15 protein-coding genes and 1 pseudogene are annotated in these 14,755 nt (G+C 63.6%); 11 read left to right on the plus strand and 5 right to left on the minus strand.

Annotation, left to right across the window (positions count from 1 at the left end; all coding sequences use genetic code 11):
- Both cobU and cobO read left to right on the plus strand, forming a co-directional pair.
- Positions 1-466, plus strand: a 466-nt coding sequence (gene cobU / locus EN955_RS29305) for a bifunctional adenosylcobinamide kinase/adenosylcobinamide-phosphate guanylyltransferase (RefSeq protein ID WP_127223500.1), incomplete at its 5' end; no start/stop codon positions are given.
- Between the two features lies 1 nt (position 467).
- Positions 468-1,082, plus strand: a complete 615-nt coding sequence (gene cobO / locus EN955_RS29310; RefSeq protein ID WP_013531120.1) for a cob(I)yrinic acid a,c-diamide adenosyltransferase — start codon at positions 468-470, stop codon at positions 1,080-1,082.
- A gap of 36 nt (positions 1,083-1,118) precedes the next feature.
- Here the strand turns inward: cobO and cbiB are convergent, their stop codons facing one another.
- A complete protein-coding gene (gene cbiB, locus EN955_RS29315; protein ID WP_024501347.1) occupies positions 1,119-2,090 on the minus strand; it encodes an adenosylcobinamide-phosphate synthase CbiB in 972 nt (323 codons plus the stop codon).
- Between cbiB and cobD the strand changes: the two genes are divergently transcribed.
- The gene (gene cobD, locus EN955_RS29320) at positions 2,089-3,138 is read left to right on the plus strand and encodes a threonine-phosphate decarboxylase CobD (protein WP_024501346.1); all 1,050 of its coding nucleotides are present in this window, start codon (positions 2,089-2,091) and stop codon (positions 3,136-3,138) included. The two genes, cbiB and cobD, sit on opposite strands and share 2 nt — an antisense overlap.
- Complete coding sequence (locus tag EN955_RS29325; RefSeq protein WP_013531123.1) at positions 3,135-3,644, plus strand: tyrosine phosphatase family protein; 510 nt, start codon at positions 3,135-3,137, stop codon at positions 3,642-3,644. The genes cobD and EN955_RS29325 overlap by 4 nt, the downstream gene beginning before the upstream one ends.
- A 312-nt stretch (positions 3,645-3,956) precedes the next feature.
- Here the strand turns inward: EN955_RS29325 and EN955_RS29330 are convergent, their stop codons facing one another.
- Positions 3,957-4,760 (minus strand): creatininase family protein, encoded by an 804-nt coding sequence (locus EN955_RS29330; protein ID WP_024501345.1) that lies wholly within the window; start codon positions 4,758-4,760, stop codon positions 3,957-3,959.
- A 54-nt stretch (positions 4,761-4,814) separates the two neighbouring features.
- The gene (locus EN955_RS29335; protein WP_024501344.1) at positions 4,815-5,198 is read right to left on the minus strand and encodes a RidA family protein; all 384 of its coding nucleotides are present in this window, start codon (positions 5,196-5,198) and stop codon (positions 4,815-4,817) included.
- A 264-nt stretch (positions 5,199-5,462) separates the two neighbouring features.
- On the opposite strand from EN955_RS29335, the gene EN955_RS29340 reads away from it, so the two are divergent.
- From EN955_RS29340 to EN955_RS29350, 3 genes are read left to right on the plus strand one after another with little or no spacing between them, the layout of a single operon-like run.
- On the plus strand, positions 5,463-6,467 hold the full coding sequence (locus EN955_RS29340; protein WP_013531126.1) for an ABC transporter substrate-binding protein: 1,005 nt from the start codon (positions 5,463-5,465) through the stop codon (positions 6,465-6,467).
- 11 nt (positions 6,468-6,478) lie between these two features.
- Complete coding sequence (locus EN955_RS29345; RefSeq protein ID WP_024501343.1) at positions 6,479-7,306, plus strand: ABC transporter ATP-binding protein; 828 nt, start codon at positions 6,479-6,481, stop codon at positions 7,304-7,306.
- Positions 7,293-8,144 carry an ABC transporter permease gene (locus EN955_RS29350; protein ID WP_013531128.1) on the plus strand — a complete coding sequence of 284 codons (852 nt, stop codon included), beginning with the start codon at positions 7,293-7,295 and terminating at the stop codon, positions 8,142-8,144. The genes EN955_RS29345 and EN955_RS29350 overlap by 14 nt, the downstream gene beginning before the upstream one ends.
- 34 nt (positions 8,145-8,178) lie before the next feature.
- Here EN955_RS29350 and EN955_RS35675 read toward each other — a convergent pair.
- Positions 8,179-8,339: pseudogene (locus EN955_RS35675) on the minus strand (precorrin-3B synthase); the annotation flags it as partial.
- On the opposite strand from EN955_RS35675, the gene EN955_RS29360 reads away from it, so the two are divergent.
- From EN955_RS29360 to EN955_RS29375, 4 genes are read left to right on the plus strand one after another with little or no spacing between them, the layout of a single operon-like run.
- Entirely contained in the window at positions 8,340-9,632 is a 1,293-nt protein-coding gene (locus tag EN955_RS29360; protein WP_024501342.1) for a cytosine deaminase, read from the plus strand.
- Positions 9,632-11,035 (plus strand): FAD-binding oxidoreductase, encoded by a 1,404-nt coding sequence (locus tag EN955_RS29365; RefSeq protein WP_024501341.1) that lies wholly within the window; start codon positions 9,632-9,634, stop codon positions 11,033-11,035. The genes EN955_RS29360 and EN955_RS29365 overlap by 1 nt, the downstream gene beginning before the upstream one ends.
- On the plus strand, positions 11,035-11,616 hold the full coding sequence (locus EN955_RS29370) for an NAD(P)H-dependent oxidoreductase (RefSeq protein ID WP_024501340.1): 582 nt from the start codon (positions 11,035-11,037) through the stop codon (positions 11,614-11,616). Before EN955_RS29365 ends, EN955_RS29370 begins: the two co-directional genes overlap by 1 nt.
- Positions 11,616-12,203, plus strand: a complete 588-nt coding sequence (locus EN955_RS29375; protein ID WP_024501339.1) for an NAD(P)H-dependent oxidoreductase — start codon at positions 11,616-11,618, stop codon at positions 12,201-12,203. Before EN955_RS29370 ends, EN955_RS29375 begins: the two co-directional genes overlap by 1 nt.
- Before the next feature lie 49 nt (positions 12,204-12,252).
- Here the strand turns inward: EN955_RS29375 and EN955_RS29380 are convergent, their stop codons facing one another.
- Positions 12,253-14,703 carry an FAD-dependent oxidoreductase gene (locus tag EN955_RS29380; RefSeq protein WP_024501338.1) on the minus strand — a complete coding sequence of 817 codons (2,451 nt, stop codon included), beginning with the start codon at positions 14,701-14,703 and terminating at the stop codon, positions 12,253-12,255.
- Positions 14,704-14,755 lie beyond the last annotated feature (52 nt).

Raw genomic sequence — 14,755 nt, forward strand, 5'->3', positions numbered from 1 at the left:
AAAGGGCGCGCACGCCGAAATTTTGGCGACCGCCTTGCCGCCGCCCTGGACCTATATCGCCACGGCGCAAGCCTATGATGACGAGATGCGTGAGCGCATCGCGTTGCACCGGTCGCGGCGCGGCGAAGGCTGGACGACCATCGACGCACCGCTCGATCTCGCCGGCGCGCTTGCCGCCTTGCCGGACGATCGGCCGGTGCTTGTCGACTGCCTGACGCTGTGGCTGACCAACCATATGCTGGCCGAACACGATCTGGACCTTGAATGCCGGCGATTGGCGGAGGTGCTGTCGCGGCCGCGCGGACCCTGGTTCTTGGTGTCCAATGAAGTCGGCCAAGGCATCGTGCCGGACAATGCACTGGCGCGCCGCTTTCGCGATGCCGCCGGCCGGCTCAACCAGCAGGTCGCGGCGATTGCCGATACGGTGCTGCTGATGGTGGCGGGGCTGCCGCTCAAGGTGAAATGATATGACCGATATCGACAATAAGGACGAAGAGCGCCACCGCGCCAAGATGGCCAAGCGCAAGGCGGTGCAGGATGCCGAGGTGGCGAGCAAGACGGTCGAGAAGGGATTGCTCATCGTCAACACCGGCCCGGGCAAAGGCAAGACCACGGCCGCCTTCGGGCTGGCGCTGCGGATGCTCGGCTACGGCAAGCGCGTCGGTGTCGTCCAGTTCATCAAGGGCAAGTGGCACACCGGCGAGAAGGACGCCTTCGCCGCCTTCGGCGACCGTGTCGTGTGGCACGCGATGGGCGAGGGGTTCACCTGGGAAACCCAGGATCTGAAGCGCGACATCGCTGCCGCCGAAGCCGCCTGGGCCAAGGTGCTCGAACTGATGGCCGATCCGTCGATCAGCCTGCTGGTGCTCGACGAATTGAACATTGCGCTGCGCTACGACTATCTTGATCTCGACAGAGTGGTTGGCGCGCTAAAAGCGCGGCGCGAGGGCCTGCATGTCGTTGTCACCGGCCGCAACGCCAAGCCGGCGCTGGTCGAGGCCGCAGACCTCGTCACCGAAATGAGCGTGACCAAGCATCATTTTTCCGCCGGCGTGAAAGCGCAGCAGGGGATTGAGTTCTGAGTGTTCCTCAACCTCCCCAGACGGGGGAGGGTGAGGTTAGGTCACAACGATGACAACGACCGAAACCAACCCGAACAGAGCGATCAGCAGATAGTCGGCGACGCGATAGAGTTTCAGCGCCTGCCTGATGTCGAGGCTGTCGGCTTCACGCCGCCCACCTTCGCCCATGAAGACGTCGTCGACCAGCACGCCGCCATAGAAGCGCGGGCCGGCGAGCGCCAGGCCGAGCGCACCGGCCATCGCCGCTTCCGGCCAGCCGGCATTGGGCGAGCGGTGTTTTTTCGCGTCGCGCCGCACCGCATGCCAGGCTTTTTTCGCATCAGCGCCTTTGACGAAGAACGCCGCCAGCACGATCAGAAGCGCCGTCAGCCGCGACGCCGGCAGGTTGATCCAGTCGTCGAAGCGCGCCGCCGCCCAGCCGAACGCCTCGTGGCGCGGGGTGCGGTGGCCGATCATCGAATCGGCGGTGTTGGCGGCCTTGTAGGCGGCGCCGCCGGCCAGGCCGCCGACGCCGGTCCAGAAGGCAGGGGCGACGATGCCGTCGGAAAAGTTCTCGGCCAGGCTCTCGATCGCCGCGCGGCAGACACCGGCCCTGTCGAGCGTTTCAGGGTCGCGACCGACGATCCGCGAAACGGCAAGGCGGGCCAAAGCAAGGCCGCCGGTGTCGAGGGCGTCAGCAACCGCCTCGACATGCTCATAGAGGCTCTTCTGCGACAGCAGCGACGTTGCCAGAAGGGCCGTGATGACCAGGCCCATGGGAACGAACCAGAACAGGATCTGTACGCTGAGGCCGATCACCGCCGGCACCAGCACGATGACCAGCAGCGCCTGGACACCGCGCTTGCGACGCAGCGCGTCGGGATCAGTGGCGCGGTTGAGCCTGCGGTCGAGAAAGGATATCAGCCTGCCGAACCACGTCACCGGATGGCCGATGGCGCGAAACAGCCAGTCGGGGTAACCGAGGGCGAATTCGACGACCAATGACAGGAAAGCGATCAGGACTGACATGAAGCTTCTTAATGGGGCGGTTGTGGACCATGGTGGAAGTCTTGGCCGCGCGAGGGTGCTTTTCCCCAACGCCCTGCTGCCTTTCGTCGACCTCTCGACCGGTATCAATCCGCACTCCTACCCGCTTTTCGACCTGCCCGCCACCTCGCTGTCGCGGTTGCCGGAAGCCGCGCGCACACGCGACCTGACAGAGATCGCGGCCAGTACTTACGGCGCGCCGTCGCCAGCCAACGTCGTGGCGGCGCCGGGCACGCAGATCCTGTTGCCGCGCGTTGCGTCGCTCATTTCGCCCGGCAAGGCATTGGTGCTGGGTCCGACCTACGCCGAACATGCCCGCGCTGCCGCGATCGCCGGGCACCAGGTGGCGGAGGTCGATAATTTCGAAGCGTTGGCGGACGCCGACCTCGTCATCATCGTCAATCCGAACAATCCGGATGGACGTGTCATAGAGCGCGACCGGTTGCTGGCTCTGGCCGCCGGATTGCGCGCCAAGGGCGGACTGCTGGTCGTCGACGAGGCGTTCATGGATGTCGGCCCGCGTCAGCACAGCGTCGCGGGCGATGTCGGTCGGGGCGGCCTCGTCGTGCTGCGCTCGTTCGGCAAGTTCTTTGGCCTGGCCGGGCTGCGGCTCGGCTTTGCACTTTCCGATACTGCGACGGTCGACCGGCTGGATACGCAGTTCGGACCATGGGCCGTCGCCGGCCCGGCGCTGGAATATGGCATCCGCGCGCTTGCCGACATCGAGTGGCAGGACGTGATGCGGGCGTCGTTGGCCGGTGAATCGGCGCGCCTCGATGCGCTTTTCGGCCGCTTCGGCGTTCCTGTTGCGGGCGGAACCACACTGTATCGTTTCCTCAGTCTGACCAATGCCGCCGATTTGTTTGCAGCGCTCGGCGAGCGCGGCATCCTGCTTCGCCATTTTGCCGATCGGCCTGACGTTCTGCGCGCCGGCCTGCCGGGCAGTGAGGAGGAATGGCAGCGGCTCGAATCCGCACTTGCCGAATGGGCGTCGCGGCGCGAGCATCAATCGAAGGGTTCAAAACAATGATCCATGTCTGCTCGCTGGCAAAGATCGAGGAAACGGTGGCCAGGACCGGCGCCGACCGCATGCTTTCGCTGCTCGCCGCCGGAACGGAGGTGGTGCGGCCGGCCTCGATCTCGAGGGAAAACCACCTGCATCTGGTCATGCACGACATCGCGGTGGCGCAGGACGGCATGACCATGCCGGGCGAAGACCATGTCCGCAATCTGCTCGATTTCGCGCGCCGGTGGGACCGGGCAAGGCCGATGCTCGTGCATTGCTATGCCGGCATCAGCCGCTCGACGGCTTCGGCCTATATCATCGCGGCAGCACTGGCGCCGAAGCGTGACGAGGCCGAATTGGCGCGGACGCTGCGGGCGCTGTCGCCTTCGGCAACGCCCAATCCGCGACTGATCGCCGTGGCCGATGCGTTGCTTGAGCGCAACGGCCGCATGGTCGAGGCGATCGAATCGATCGGGCGCGGCGCGGACGCCTTTGAAGGCACGCCGTTTGCGCTGAGGATCGACGTGTAGTTTTGAGCGGAACGATACGACCGTTGTAAATTAGCTGAAGCCTCCCCGTCTTCGTCATCCTCGGGCGGAGCAGGAGCGAAGCTCCGTCGCGAAGACCCGAGGATCCATGCCGCGACCTTTGTCGAGGAATGCAGCGGAGCAGACTTCTGCACCGTAGCAGCGCTTCCGAGTCCCGGCATGGATCCTGGGGTCCGCGCCGCGTCGCTTCGCTCCTTGCTTCGCCCCAGGATGACGAGGCAGAAAGGCTTCCGCTAAATTGGGAGCCGGCGATCTGCCATCGGAAGGTCAGAAGATCTGTGCCTCGCAGTTAGGCTACTTCAGCCACTCCGCGAGCTTCGCCTTGCGCACATCTTGCAGCAGGCTGATGAAGCCGTCGGCCTGATATTCTGCCGTCAGCCGGCCCTTCTCCGCCGTCGCGATGCTGGCGTCGCCGACGACGCCGTTCGGGTTGAGATCGCTGGCGATCCAGGCGAAGGCGTGGGTGCCGGTGTGGCGCAGCAGCGAAAATTCCTTTTCGGCCTTGGCGACATTGGAAACGAAACTGTCTGATTTGCCCATGTCCACGAGGTCCGGCCGGAAATGCAGCATCAGCGAGGTCTCGACATCGCCGCCATGGATGCCGTGACGGTCCTCCAGTTCGGTATACATGCCGGCCGGACGGCCAAAACGCTGCCAGCTGGTCTTCACCGCCAGCATCTTTTCGCGCACGCGCAATTCGCGCGTGACGATGCCCATGATCTCCTCGTTGCCGCCATGCGAATTGACCACGATCAGCTTGCGCACACCGGCGCGCGCGATCGACAGGCCAAGCTCGGTCCAGGCTTCGATCAGCGTGGTTGCCGGCAGAGTGAGCGTGCCCGGCGCATGCAGGTGTTCGTTGGACTTGCCCACGGCCTGCACCGGCAGGATGCGGATGTCGAGATCGTCGGGCAGGCGCGAAATGACCGTGTCGAGCATGCCGTTCATGATCGACGTGTCGGTCGAAACAGGCAGATGCGGCCCATGCTGCTCGATCGCCGCCACTGGCAGCACGGCGATGGTCGCCTCGGGATCGATCGAGGCGTATTCGGTGGTCCGGTAGTCGCCCCACCACACGCGTCTTTTGGGTACGGTCATGTCATGCCTCTTCAATGGTCAGGCAGACCTAGCGCGGGACGGGCGGCCTGTCGATCACCCCGCCGCGATGGCCTCGATTTCGACCTTGAATTCGGGCCGGGCAAAGCCGGAAACAATCATCAATGTCGACGCTGGCGCGGGGCTCGAAAACAGCCGGTCGCGGACGTCCATATAGGGCCGCAGATGCGCGCGGTCGGTGACATAGGCGTTGATGCGCACGATATCCCTGAGACCCAGGCCGGCTTCGCCGAGAATCGCCGCGATGTTTTGAAAGCAGAGTTCGGCCTGCGCTCCGGCGTCTTCGGGAATCAGGTCGTCGGCGGTGATGGCGACCTGGCCCGAGCACAGCACAAGCCGCTTGCCGGCCGGCACCTCGACGCCGTGACTGTAGCGGGCAAAGGGCGGCTTGATGGACTTCGGGGTGAGGAATTTGAACATGGCAATCTCCTGGATGCCGCCACCTGAAGCCGGACTCATTACACCTTCAAGATGGTGGTGCATGTTGCCCGGGCGATTGTGGACAGCCGTTCAAAAAATAGGCACGATGCCTTCCGTACAGCATGACCCGTTCGCGCTTGGCATGGCAACGTCTTTCAAGCGGGCGGTCCCGGCGCCAGACGCCGGTGGCATGTGTCTTGCTTCTTGAATCTTTGGTGTCGAGCCTGGCGCGTGGCGCGCCGGAGCAAACAGAGGGTGGTGTCGATGTACGGAAAACAGAAGATCTCGGTGGCGGTTGTGGCCCTGCTTGCAGCCAGCACGCTGGGTGCGGCTGCGAATGAGAAAGTCACCTTCGGCACCAACTGGTTGGCCGAGCCGGAACATGGCGGATACTACCAGTCCGTGGCGGACGGCACCTACGCCGCCTGCGGCCTCGACGTCACCATCATGCAGGGCGGTCCGCAAGTCAGCGGCCGGCCGATGCTGCTGGCCGGCAAGATCGATTTCTACATGGGCGGCAATCTGCTGTCGGCCTTCGATGCGGTCCAGCAAGGCATACCGATGCGCGTGGTGGCGGCGGATTTCCAGAAGGACCCGCAGGTCATCATGTCCCACCCCGGCGAGGGGCTCGACAAATGGGAGGACCTGAAGAACGCCGACCAGTACATATTGGGCGACGAGGGCGTGCAGACCTTCTTCCAGTGGATGGTCATCGAACTCGGCTTCGACGCCTCCAAACGCGCGCCCTACACCTACAACACCGCTCCCTTCCTCGCCAACAAGAAGTCGATCCAGCAGGGCTACGTCACCTCAGAGCCGTTCGCGGTCCAGAAGGAAGGCGGCTTCGTGCCGAACCAGTTCCTGCTCGCCGACTATGGCTGGGACACATATTCGACGACGATCGAAGTGATGCAGGACACGATCGACAAGAAGCCGGAGGTGGTCCAGTGCTTCGTCGATGGCTCGGCCAAGGGCTGGTACAAATATCTCTACGGCGACAACAAAGCCGCCAACGACATGATCAAGAAAGACAATCCCGACATGAGCGACGAGCAGATCGCGTTCTCGATCGAGCAGATGAAGAAGTTCGGCCTGGCCGATTCCGGCGACACCGAAAAGCTCGGCATCGGCGCCATGACCGACGCGCGGATCAAGAGTTTCTACGACAAGATGGTCAAGGCCAAGGTCACGCCAGCCGGCATCGACATCAAGAAGGCCTACACGCTGACCTTCATCAACAAAGGCGTCGGGCTCGAGCTGAAGAAATAGGCCGCCCCGGAATGATAAGGGCAAAAGTGGCGCAAGCGCCGGCTGCGTCGGGTGCGGCCCCGACGCTCCTGGCGCTGAAGGGCGTCGGCAAGGTGTTCTCCAACGGCGTGACGGCGCTCAGCGACGTCGACCTGACCATCCGGGAAGGCGATTTCGTCAGCCTGCTCGGGCCGTCGGGTTGCGGCAAGTCGACGGCGCTGCGGCTGATCGCCGGCCTGTCGACGCCAACTTCCGGCGTGCTCGATTGGCGCGGTGGCGGCTCGCTCGACCGCTCGAACATCGGCTTCGTCTTCCAGGAGCCGACGCTGCTGCCCTGGGCCAATGTTTTCGACAATGTCTGGCTACCGCTTCGGCTGAAAGGCATTTCGCGCGCCAAGGCGACACCGGCGGTAACGGAGATGTTGGCGCGGGTTCACCTGACCGGCTTCGAAAACGCGGTGCCGCGCGAACTGTCAGGCGGCATGAAGATGCGCGTATCCATAGCGCGCGCCATGGTGACCAAACCGCGCGTGCTGCTGATGGACGAACCGTTCGCGGCACTCGACGAGATCACCCGCTTCAAGCTCAACAACGATCTCCTGGAACTGTGGCAGGACGAACGGTTCACCGTCGTCTTCGTCACCCACAGTGTCTTCGAAAGCGTGTTCCTGTCCAACCGCGTCGTCGTCATGGCGGCGCGGCCGGGCAGGGTGTTCGACGAACTCGCCATCGAGGCCTCCTATCCGCGCGACGAGGCGTTTCGCACCTCGCCAGACTATGCGGCACTGTGCCGTCAGGCTTCCGACGTGCTGGTCAAGGCCATCAACTCAACAGCAGGCGCGCATTATGACGGCCATTGACGAGCGGATGCTCCAACTCGATCCCGAGGAAGCACGCCGCGTGCGCCAGGCGCGGTTCGAACGGATCGGCCGCTGGGTGCTGCCGCTGGCGATCATGATCCTGGCGATCTGGCTGTGGGATCGCATCTGCGTGTGGAACGAGATCCCGCAATACATCCTGCCGCGTCCCGGCGTGGTGCTGTGGACGCTCTACAACGATGCCGGCCTGCTGTTTTCCTCGCTGCTGGTCACCTTGCGCATCACCTTTCTCAGCTTGGCTCTGGCGGTCATAGGCGGGGTCGGGCTGGCGGTGCTGTTCGCGCAGTCGAAATGGGTCGAGATGTCGTTCTTCCCCTTCGCCATCGTGCTGCAGGTGACGCCGATCGTGGCGATCTTTCCGCTGATCAACATCTATGTGAACGACCAGACGACCAAGCTTCTGCTGTGCGCCTGGATCGTCGCCTTCTTTCCGATCCTGTCCAACACCACGCTTGGCCTCAACTCCGTCGACCGCAATCTGCGCGACATGTTCAAGCTCAACGGCGCGACGCGATGGCAGCAATTGCGCTATCTCAGGCTGCCGGCGGCGATGCCCTATTTCCTCGGCGGGTTGAAGATCGCCGGCGGCCTGTCGCTGATCGGCGCTGTGGTGGCCGAGTTCGTTGCCGGTACCACCGGCCAGTCGTCCGGCCTTGCCTCGCGCATCATCGAGGCCGGCTACCGGCTCAACGCGCCGCGGCTGTTCGCGGCGCTGTTCCTGATCTCGCTGACCGGCATTTTGATCTTCCTCGTGCTGTCGCTGATATCGCATCTCATCTTGCGGCGCTGGCATGAAAGCGCGCTGAAGCAGGAGCGCTAGGGTGTGTGACGTGATTGATATGTTGGTGCGAGGCGCCCCCCTCTGTCCTGCCGGACATCTCCCCCTCAAGTGGGGAGATTGGCCGCTGTCACGATCTTCGCCAATCTCCAACATTGAAAAAAATGAGCCGGCACGGACGCTGCCAATCTCCCCCCTTGAGGGGGAGATGCCCGGCAGGGCAGAGGGGGGCAACGCTTGATACCAATCTCCGGCTCTTACCATCTCGCCAATGTTCGCCTTCATCGCTCACTGACGCCAGGCCTTTCCGCGCCCTTCGATGCTGACGGCTTCGGGCTTGCCGACATCGCTGTGGCCGACGGGAAGATTTCCAGCATCACCGCGCATGGCCGATCCGCTGATGCGGTCGACCTGGGCGGCCGTATAATCCTGCCGTGCTTCGTCGACTGCCACACGCATATCGACAAGGGCCATATCTGGCCGCGAAAGCCCAATCCCGACGGCACGTTCATGGGCGCGCTGAATGCCGCCGGTGCCGATCGTGTGGCACGCTGGAGCGCCGAGGATTTGGCGCGGCGGATGGATTTCTCGCTGCGCTGCGCCTACGCCCATGGCACAAGGGCGCTGCGCACCCACATCGACAGCGTCGCGCCGCAGGAGGAAATCTCCTGGCCGGTGTTCGAGGCGATGCGCGAGGCATGGCGCGGCCGCATCGAGTTGCAGGGCGCCTGCTTGCTCGGCATCGAAGGCGTGCGCGACAAAAAGTGGTTCGACAGGCTGGCAAAGAGGGTTGCCGCGGCAAAGGGCGTGCTCGGCGTCGTCACCTATATGGCGCCGGACCTCGAAGAGCTGCTCGACCACATCTTCGCGCAGGCCATCAAGCATGGCCTCGATCTCGATTTCCATGCCGACGAGACCAACGACATTTCCGCCATATCGCTGAAGAAGATCGCCGAGGCCGCTCTGTGGAACGGTTTCGAAGGAAAGATCCTCGTCGGCCATTGCTGCTCGCTGGCGCGCCAGCCGGATCTCGACGTGCTCGACACGCTGGACAAGGTGGCGAAAGCGGGGCTCGCCGTCGTCTCGCTGCCGATGTGCAATCTCTATCTGCAGGACCGGCGCGCCGACGGCACCACGCCACGCTGGCGTGGCGTGACGCTGCTGCACGAGATGAAGGCGAGGGGCATTCCGGTGGCGGTTGCTTCCGACAACACGCGTGATCCCTTCTATGCCTATGGCGATCTCGACATGCTGGAGGTCTACCGCATGGCGACGCGCATCCTGCATTTCGATCATCCGGTCGCCGACTGGCCGCAAGCGGTCACCGCGACGCCGGCCAAGGTGATGCGGTTTGATGGCTTCGGCACGCTGGCTGCCGGCGGTGATGCCGATTTCATCGTGTTCAAAGGCCGAAGCTGGACGGAATTGCTGTCGCGGCCCGAATCGGATCGCATCGTGGTGCGCGGCGGCAAGGCGATCGACCGCCAATTGCCAGATTATGCCGAACTCGACGAACTGATGGTGGAATGATGGATGTTTCGGCGCTCAAACGCGATCTCGAAGGCCTGAAGGTCGACGACAATCCGGCCATCGTCCAGCAGAAGAGCCGTGACTTCTACTGGTACAGCCCGGTGCTGAAGCAGCAGCTCGACCATGTCACCGGCGACCTGATCGTGACGCCGAAGAACGAGGCCGAACTGATCCGCGTGCTTGCCGCCTGTCATCGTCATGGCGTGCCGGTGACACCGCGCGGCAGCGGCACCGGTAATTACGGCCAGGCGATGCCGCTCTCCGGCGGCGTCGTGCTCAACCTTGCCGAGATGAACGAGATCAAGTCGATCGCTCCGGGTCGCGTCGTGACCGGGCCGGGGGCGATCCTGGCCGATATCGACAAGGCAACGCGGGCGCATTCCGGGCAGGAACTGCGGCTATCGCCCTCCACCTACAACACAGCCTCGATTGGCGGCTTCATCGCCGGCGGTTCGGGCGGCGTCGGCTCGATCAATTTCGGCGGGTTGCGCGATTTCGGCAATGTGCTTCGGCTGCGCGTGGTGACCATGGAGGCCGAGCCGAAAGCGCTCGAGCTCACCGGCGCGGATCTGCACAAGGTGACCCATGCCTACGGCACCAACGGCATCATATCGGAAGTCGAGATGCCGCTGACCGCGGCTTATGACTGGATCGACGTCATTGTCGGCTTCGACGCTTTCATGGATGCGGCCCGCTATGGCAATGCGCTGGCGTGTCAGGATGGCATCCTGACCAAGCTGATCACGCCGATAGCGGCACCCGTGCCGCAGCTCTATTTCAAGCGGCACCAGAAATTCCTGAGCGACGGGCAGAGCATTTGCGTCGTCATGGTGGCGCAGCATGGGCTGGACGCTTTTCTTGCCTTCACCCGGCGTGCCGGCGGCGAGGTGATCTACAATGCGGCCACGGCGACGCCGGATGAGAAAAAAGGCCTGCCGCCGGCCTATGAATTGGCTTGGAACCACACCACGCTGAGGGCGCTGCGCGTCGACCCTTCGATCACCTATCTGCAGTCGTTCTATCCCTTTCCCAACCAGCTGGCGCTTGTCGAGAAGATGGATGCGATGTTTCCGGGCGAGGTTTTCTCGCATCTCGAATTCGTGCGGCTGGACGGCAACATTACCTGCTTCGGCCTGCCGCTGGTCAAGTTCACGACCGAGGCGCGGCTCGACGAGATCGTGCGCCTGCATGAAGCGAACGGTTGCCCGATCTTCAACCCGCATCGCTACACGCTGGAAGAGGGCGGCATGAAGCAGACCGACGCGGTGCAACTCGCCTTCAAGCGCGAGACCGATCCGCAAGGGCTCCTCAACCCCGGCAAGATGATCGCCTGGGAGAACCCGGACTACGACTACCGTTCCGGGCGGACTTTTTTGTTCAGGGGGCTGCAGAAGGTAGGATGATGAACATCCTCGTCCTCTACGCCCATCCGGTCGAGACCAGCTTCAATGCCGGCCTGCACCGGATGATCGTCGAGCGCCTGACGGCGGCGGGCCATACGGTCGACGACTGCGATCTCTATGCCGAGGGTTTCGATCCGCGACTGACGCGCCAGGAGCGGCTGGACTACCACAACCCACGTGGCCCCGCCGACGCTGTCGCGCCTTATGTCGAGCGCCTGCTGCGCGCCGATGCGCTGGTGCTTTCCTATCCCGTCTGGAACTATGGCTTTCCAGCGATCCTGAAAGGCTTTTTCGATCGCGTGTTCTTGCCCGGCGTGTCGTTCAAACTGGTCGACGGCAAGGCGCAGCCGTCGCTGCACAACATTCGCAAGGTTGCGGCGGTGACCACCTACGGCGGCAGCCGGTTCCGCGCCATGCTGATGGGCGATCCGCCGCGCAGGCTGATCAAGCGGATGCTGCGCGCCACCGTCAAACCGGGCGCGCCGGTGACCTACCTCGCGCACTACGCGATGAACCTGTCTACCGACGGCACGCGCAAGGCTTTCACGACCAAGGTCGCGGCCCGCATGGATGAGTTCTGATGCGCGCCCTGGTGGTCTACTGCCATCCGGTACCCGAGAGCTTTTGCGCCGCCATCCGCGACACTGCCATCGACGTGCTGATGCGACGAGGCTGGGAGGTGCGGCTGCTCGACCTCTATGCGGAGAAATTCGACCCGGTGATGGGCTGCGACGAGCGGCGCTCCTACAATGACCAGGCGCCGCAGGACCCGGCACTGAAGCCGCATTTCGAACTGCTCAACTGGGCCGAAGCGATCCTGTTCGTCTATCCGACCTGGTGGTACGGACTGCCGGCGATGCTGAAGGGCTGGCTCGACCGGGTGTGGGCAACGGACGTCGCCTTCAAGCTGCCGGCCGGCAAGGGACGGATCAAGTCGCTGATGACGCATGTAACCAAGGTCGGCGTCATCACCACCTGCGGCGCCCCGACCTGGTGGAGCGTCGTCGTCGGCCAGCCGGGACGCAAGACCCTTTTGCGTGGCATGCGGGCGCTGTGTGCCACGCGCTGCCGGACCTTTTTCCTGGCGCACTATTTGATGGATGCCTCGACACCGGCGACAAGGGCGGCGTTTCTGGCGAAGGTGCGAGGGAAGCTGGAAAGGTTTTGAGAGGGCGACTTTCCCTTCCTTCCCCCACAAAGGGGGAGGCGAGAAGGCACTACATCCTCGACCGCTCCGATTTCGGATCGTACATCGGCTTCAGCGAGGCTTCCGCCGCAAAACGCTCGCCGGCGATTTCGATCTCATAGGACGACGCCAGCACATCCGCCTCGCTCTCGCCCTCGCAAGGCACATAGCCCAGCCCGACTGCGCCGCCGAGGTGATGGCCGTAATTGCCAGACGTTATCGGACCAACGATCTTACCGTCGCGCAGGATCGCCTCGTTATGGAAGAGCAGGGGTTCCGGATCCTTCAGCCGGAACTGTACGAGCCGGCGTGACAGGCCGGCTTCCTTCTTGCGCAGCACGGCATCGCGACCGATGAAGTCGCCCTTGGCGGTCTTCACCGCGAAGCCGAGGCCGGCTTCCAGCACATTGTCCTCGTCGGTGATGTCGTGGCCGAAATGCCTGAAGGCCTTTTCGATGCGGCAGGAATCCAGCGTGTGCAAACCACAGAGCTTCAGGCCGACATCAGCGCCGGCCTCCTCGATCGCCTCGAAGACATGGGCCGCCTGGTCGGTCGAGACATAGAGTTCCCAGCCGAGTTCGCCGACATAGGTGACGCGATGGGCGCGGGCCAGGCCCATGCCGATCTCGATCTCCTGGAACGTGCCGAACGGATTTTTCTCATTGGAGAAATCGTTGGGGCTGACCTTCTGGATCAGCTTTCTCGCGTCCGGGCCCATCAGGCAGAGCACGCTTTCGGCCGCCGTTACGTCGGTGACGACGACGAACTCATCGGCGACGTGCTTGCGCAGCCAAGCCAGGTCGCGCTGCAGCGTGGCGCCGGGGACGACGAGGAAGTAGGCGGTTTCCGACAGCCGCGAGACCGTCAGATCGCTCTCGATGCCGCCGCGCTTGTTGAGCATCTGGGTGTAGACGATCTTGCCCGGCGCGACATCCATGTCGTTGGCGCATAGTCTTTGCAGGAAAGCACAGGCGTCGCGGCCCTCGACACGGATCTTGCCGAACGAGGTCATGTCGAACAGGCCGACGCCATTCCTGACCGCAAGGTGTTCCTCGCGCTGGTTGTCGAACCAGTTCTGGCGCTTCCAGGAATAGCGGTATTCGCGCTCCTGGCCCTCGCGGGCGAACCAGTTGGCGCGCTCCCAGCCGGCGACTTCGCCGAAGACAGCGCCGCGCGCCTTCAGATGCTCGTGCAGCGGCGAGCGCCTGACATTGCGCGACGTCGCCATCTGACGATAGGGGAAATGATCGGCATAGAGCAGGCCAAGCGTTTCAGAGACGCGCTCCTTCAAATAGCGGCGGTTCTTCTGGAACGGCTGGGCACGGCGGATGTCTACTTCCCACAGGTCGAAGGGGGCTTCGCCATCATTGATCCACTGCGCCAGCGCCATGCCGGCGCCACCGGAGGAGACGATGCCGATCGAATTGTAGCCGGTCGCCATCCAGTAGCCGGACAGTTCCGGCGCCTCGCCGAGATAGTAGCGGTCGTCGGGCGTAAAACTCTCGGGACCATTGAAGAAGGTGTGGATGCCGGCGGTCGCCAGCATCGGCATGCGGTTGACGCCCATTTCGAGGATCGGCTCGAAATGCTCCATATCCTCCGGCAGTTGGTCGAAGCAGAAATCTTCACGGATGCCGTCCATGCCCCAGGGCTTTGCCACCGGCTCGAAAGCGCCCAGCATCATCTTGCCGGCGTCCTCCTTGTAGTAGGCACACTCGTCGGGCACACGCAGCACCGGCAGGCGGGTGAGGCCGGGGATCGGCTCGGTGACGAGGTAAAAATGCTCGCAGGCGTGCAGCGGGATGGTGACGCCGTTCTGCGCTCCCAGTTCGCGCGCCCACATGCCGGCGCAGTTGACGACGATGTCGGCCTCGATGGTGCCTTGCTCTTCGCCTTGTGTCCAGGACACGCCCGTGACGCGGCCGGCCTTGCTGTGGACCTTGGTGACCTTGACGTTCTCGACGATGGTCGCACCGCGCTGGCGCGCGCCCTTGGCCAGTGCCATGGCGATGTTGGCGGGGTCGCACTGGCCGTCGAGCGGCAGATGCACGGCGCCGACGACATCGGAAACATTGAGATGCGGGTACATCTCGCTGACTTCCCTGGGCGAAATCTCGCGCACGTCGACATCGAAGGCACGCGCCAGCGACGCTTGCCTGTAGATCTCGTGCTTGCGCTCCTCGGTCAGCGCCACGGTGATCGAACCGACCTGGCGCATGCCGGTGCCGACTTCGGTCTCTGCTTCCAGCTTGACGTAGAGGTCGGCGGAATATTTCGCCAGCCGCGTCATGTTCTGCGAACCGCGCAGCTGGCCGATCAGGCCGGCGGCATGCCATGTCGTGCCCGACGTCAGCTGCTTGCGTTCGAGAAGCACGATATCGGTCCAGCCGAGCTTGGCCAGGTGATAGGCGACCGAGCAGCCGGAAACGCCGCCGCCGATGATGACCGCTCTTGCTTTGGCGGGAACTGCCTTGGCGATCATGCTGCCTCGCAACGGTAGCTGGAAGCAAAGCGGCGCAGACGAAGTGCAGCTT

The sequence above is a fragment of the Mesorhizobium sp. M7A.F.Ca.CA.001.04.2.1 genome (genome assembly GCF_003998485.1).
Classification (GTDB): Bacteria; Pseudomonadota; Alphaproteobacteria; order Rhizobiales; family Rhizobiaceae; genus Mesorhizobium; species Mesorhizobium ciceri.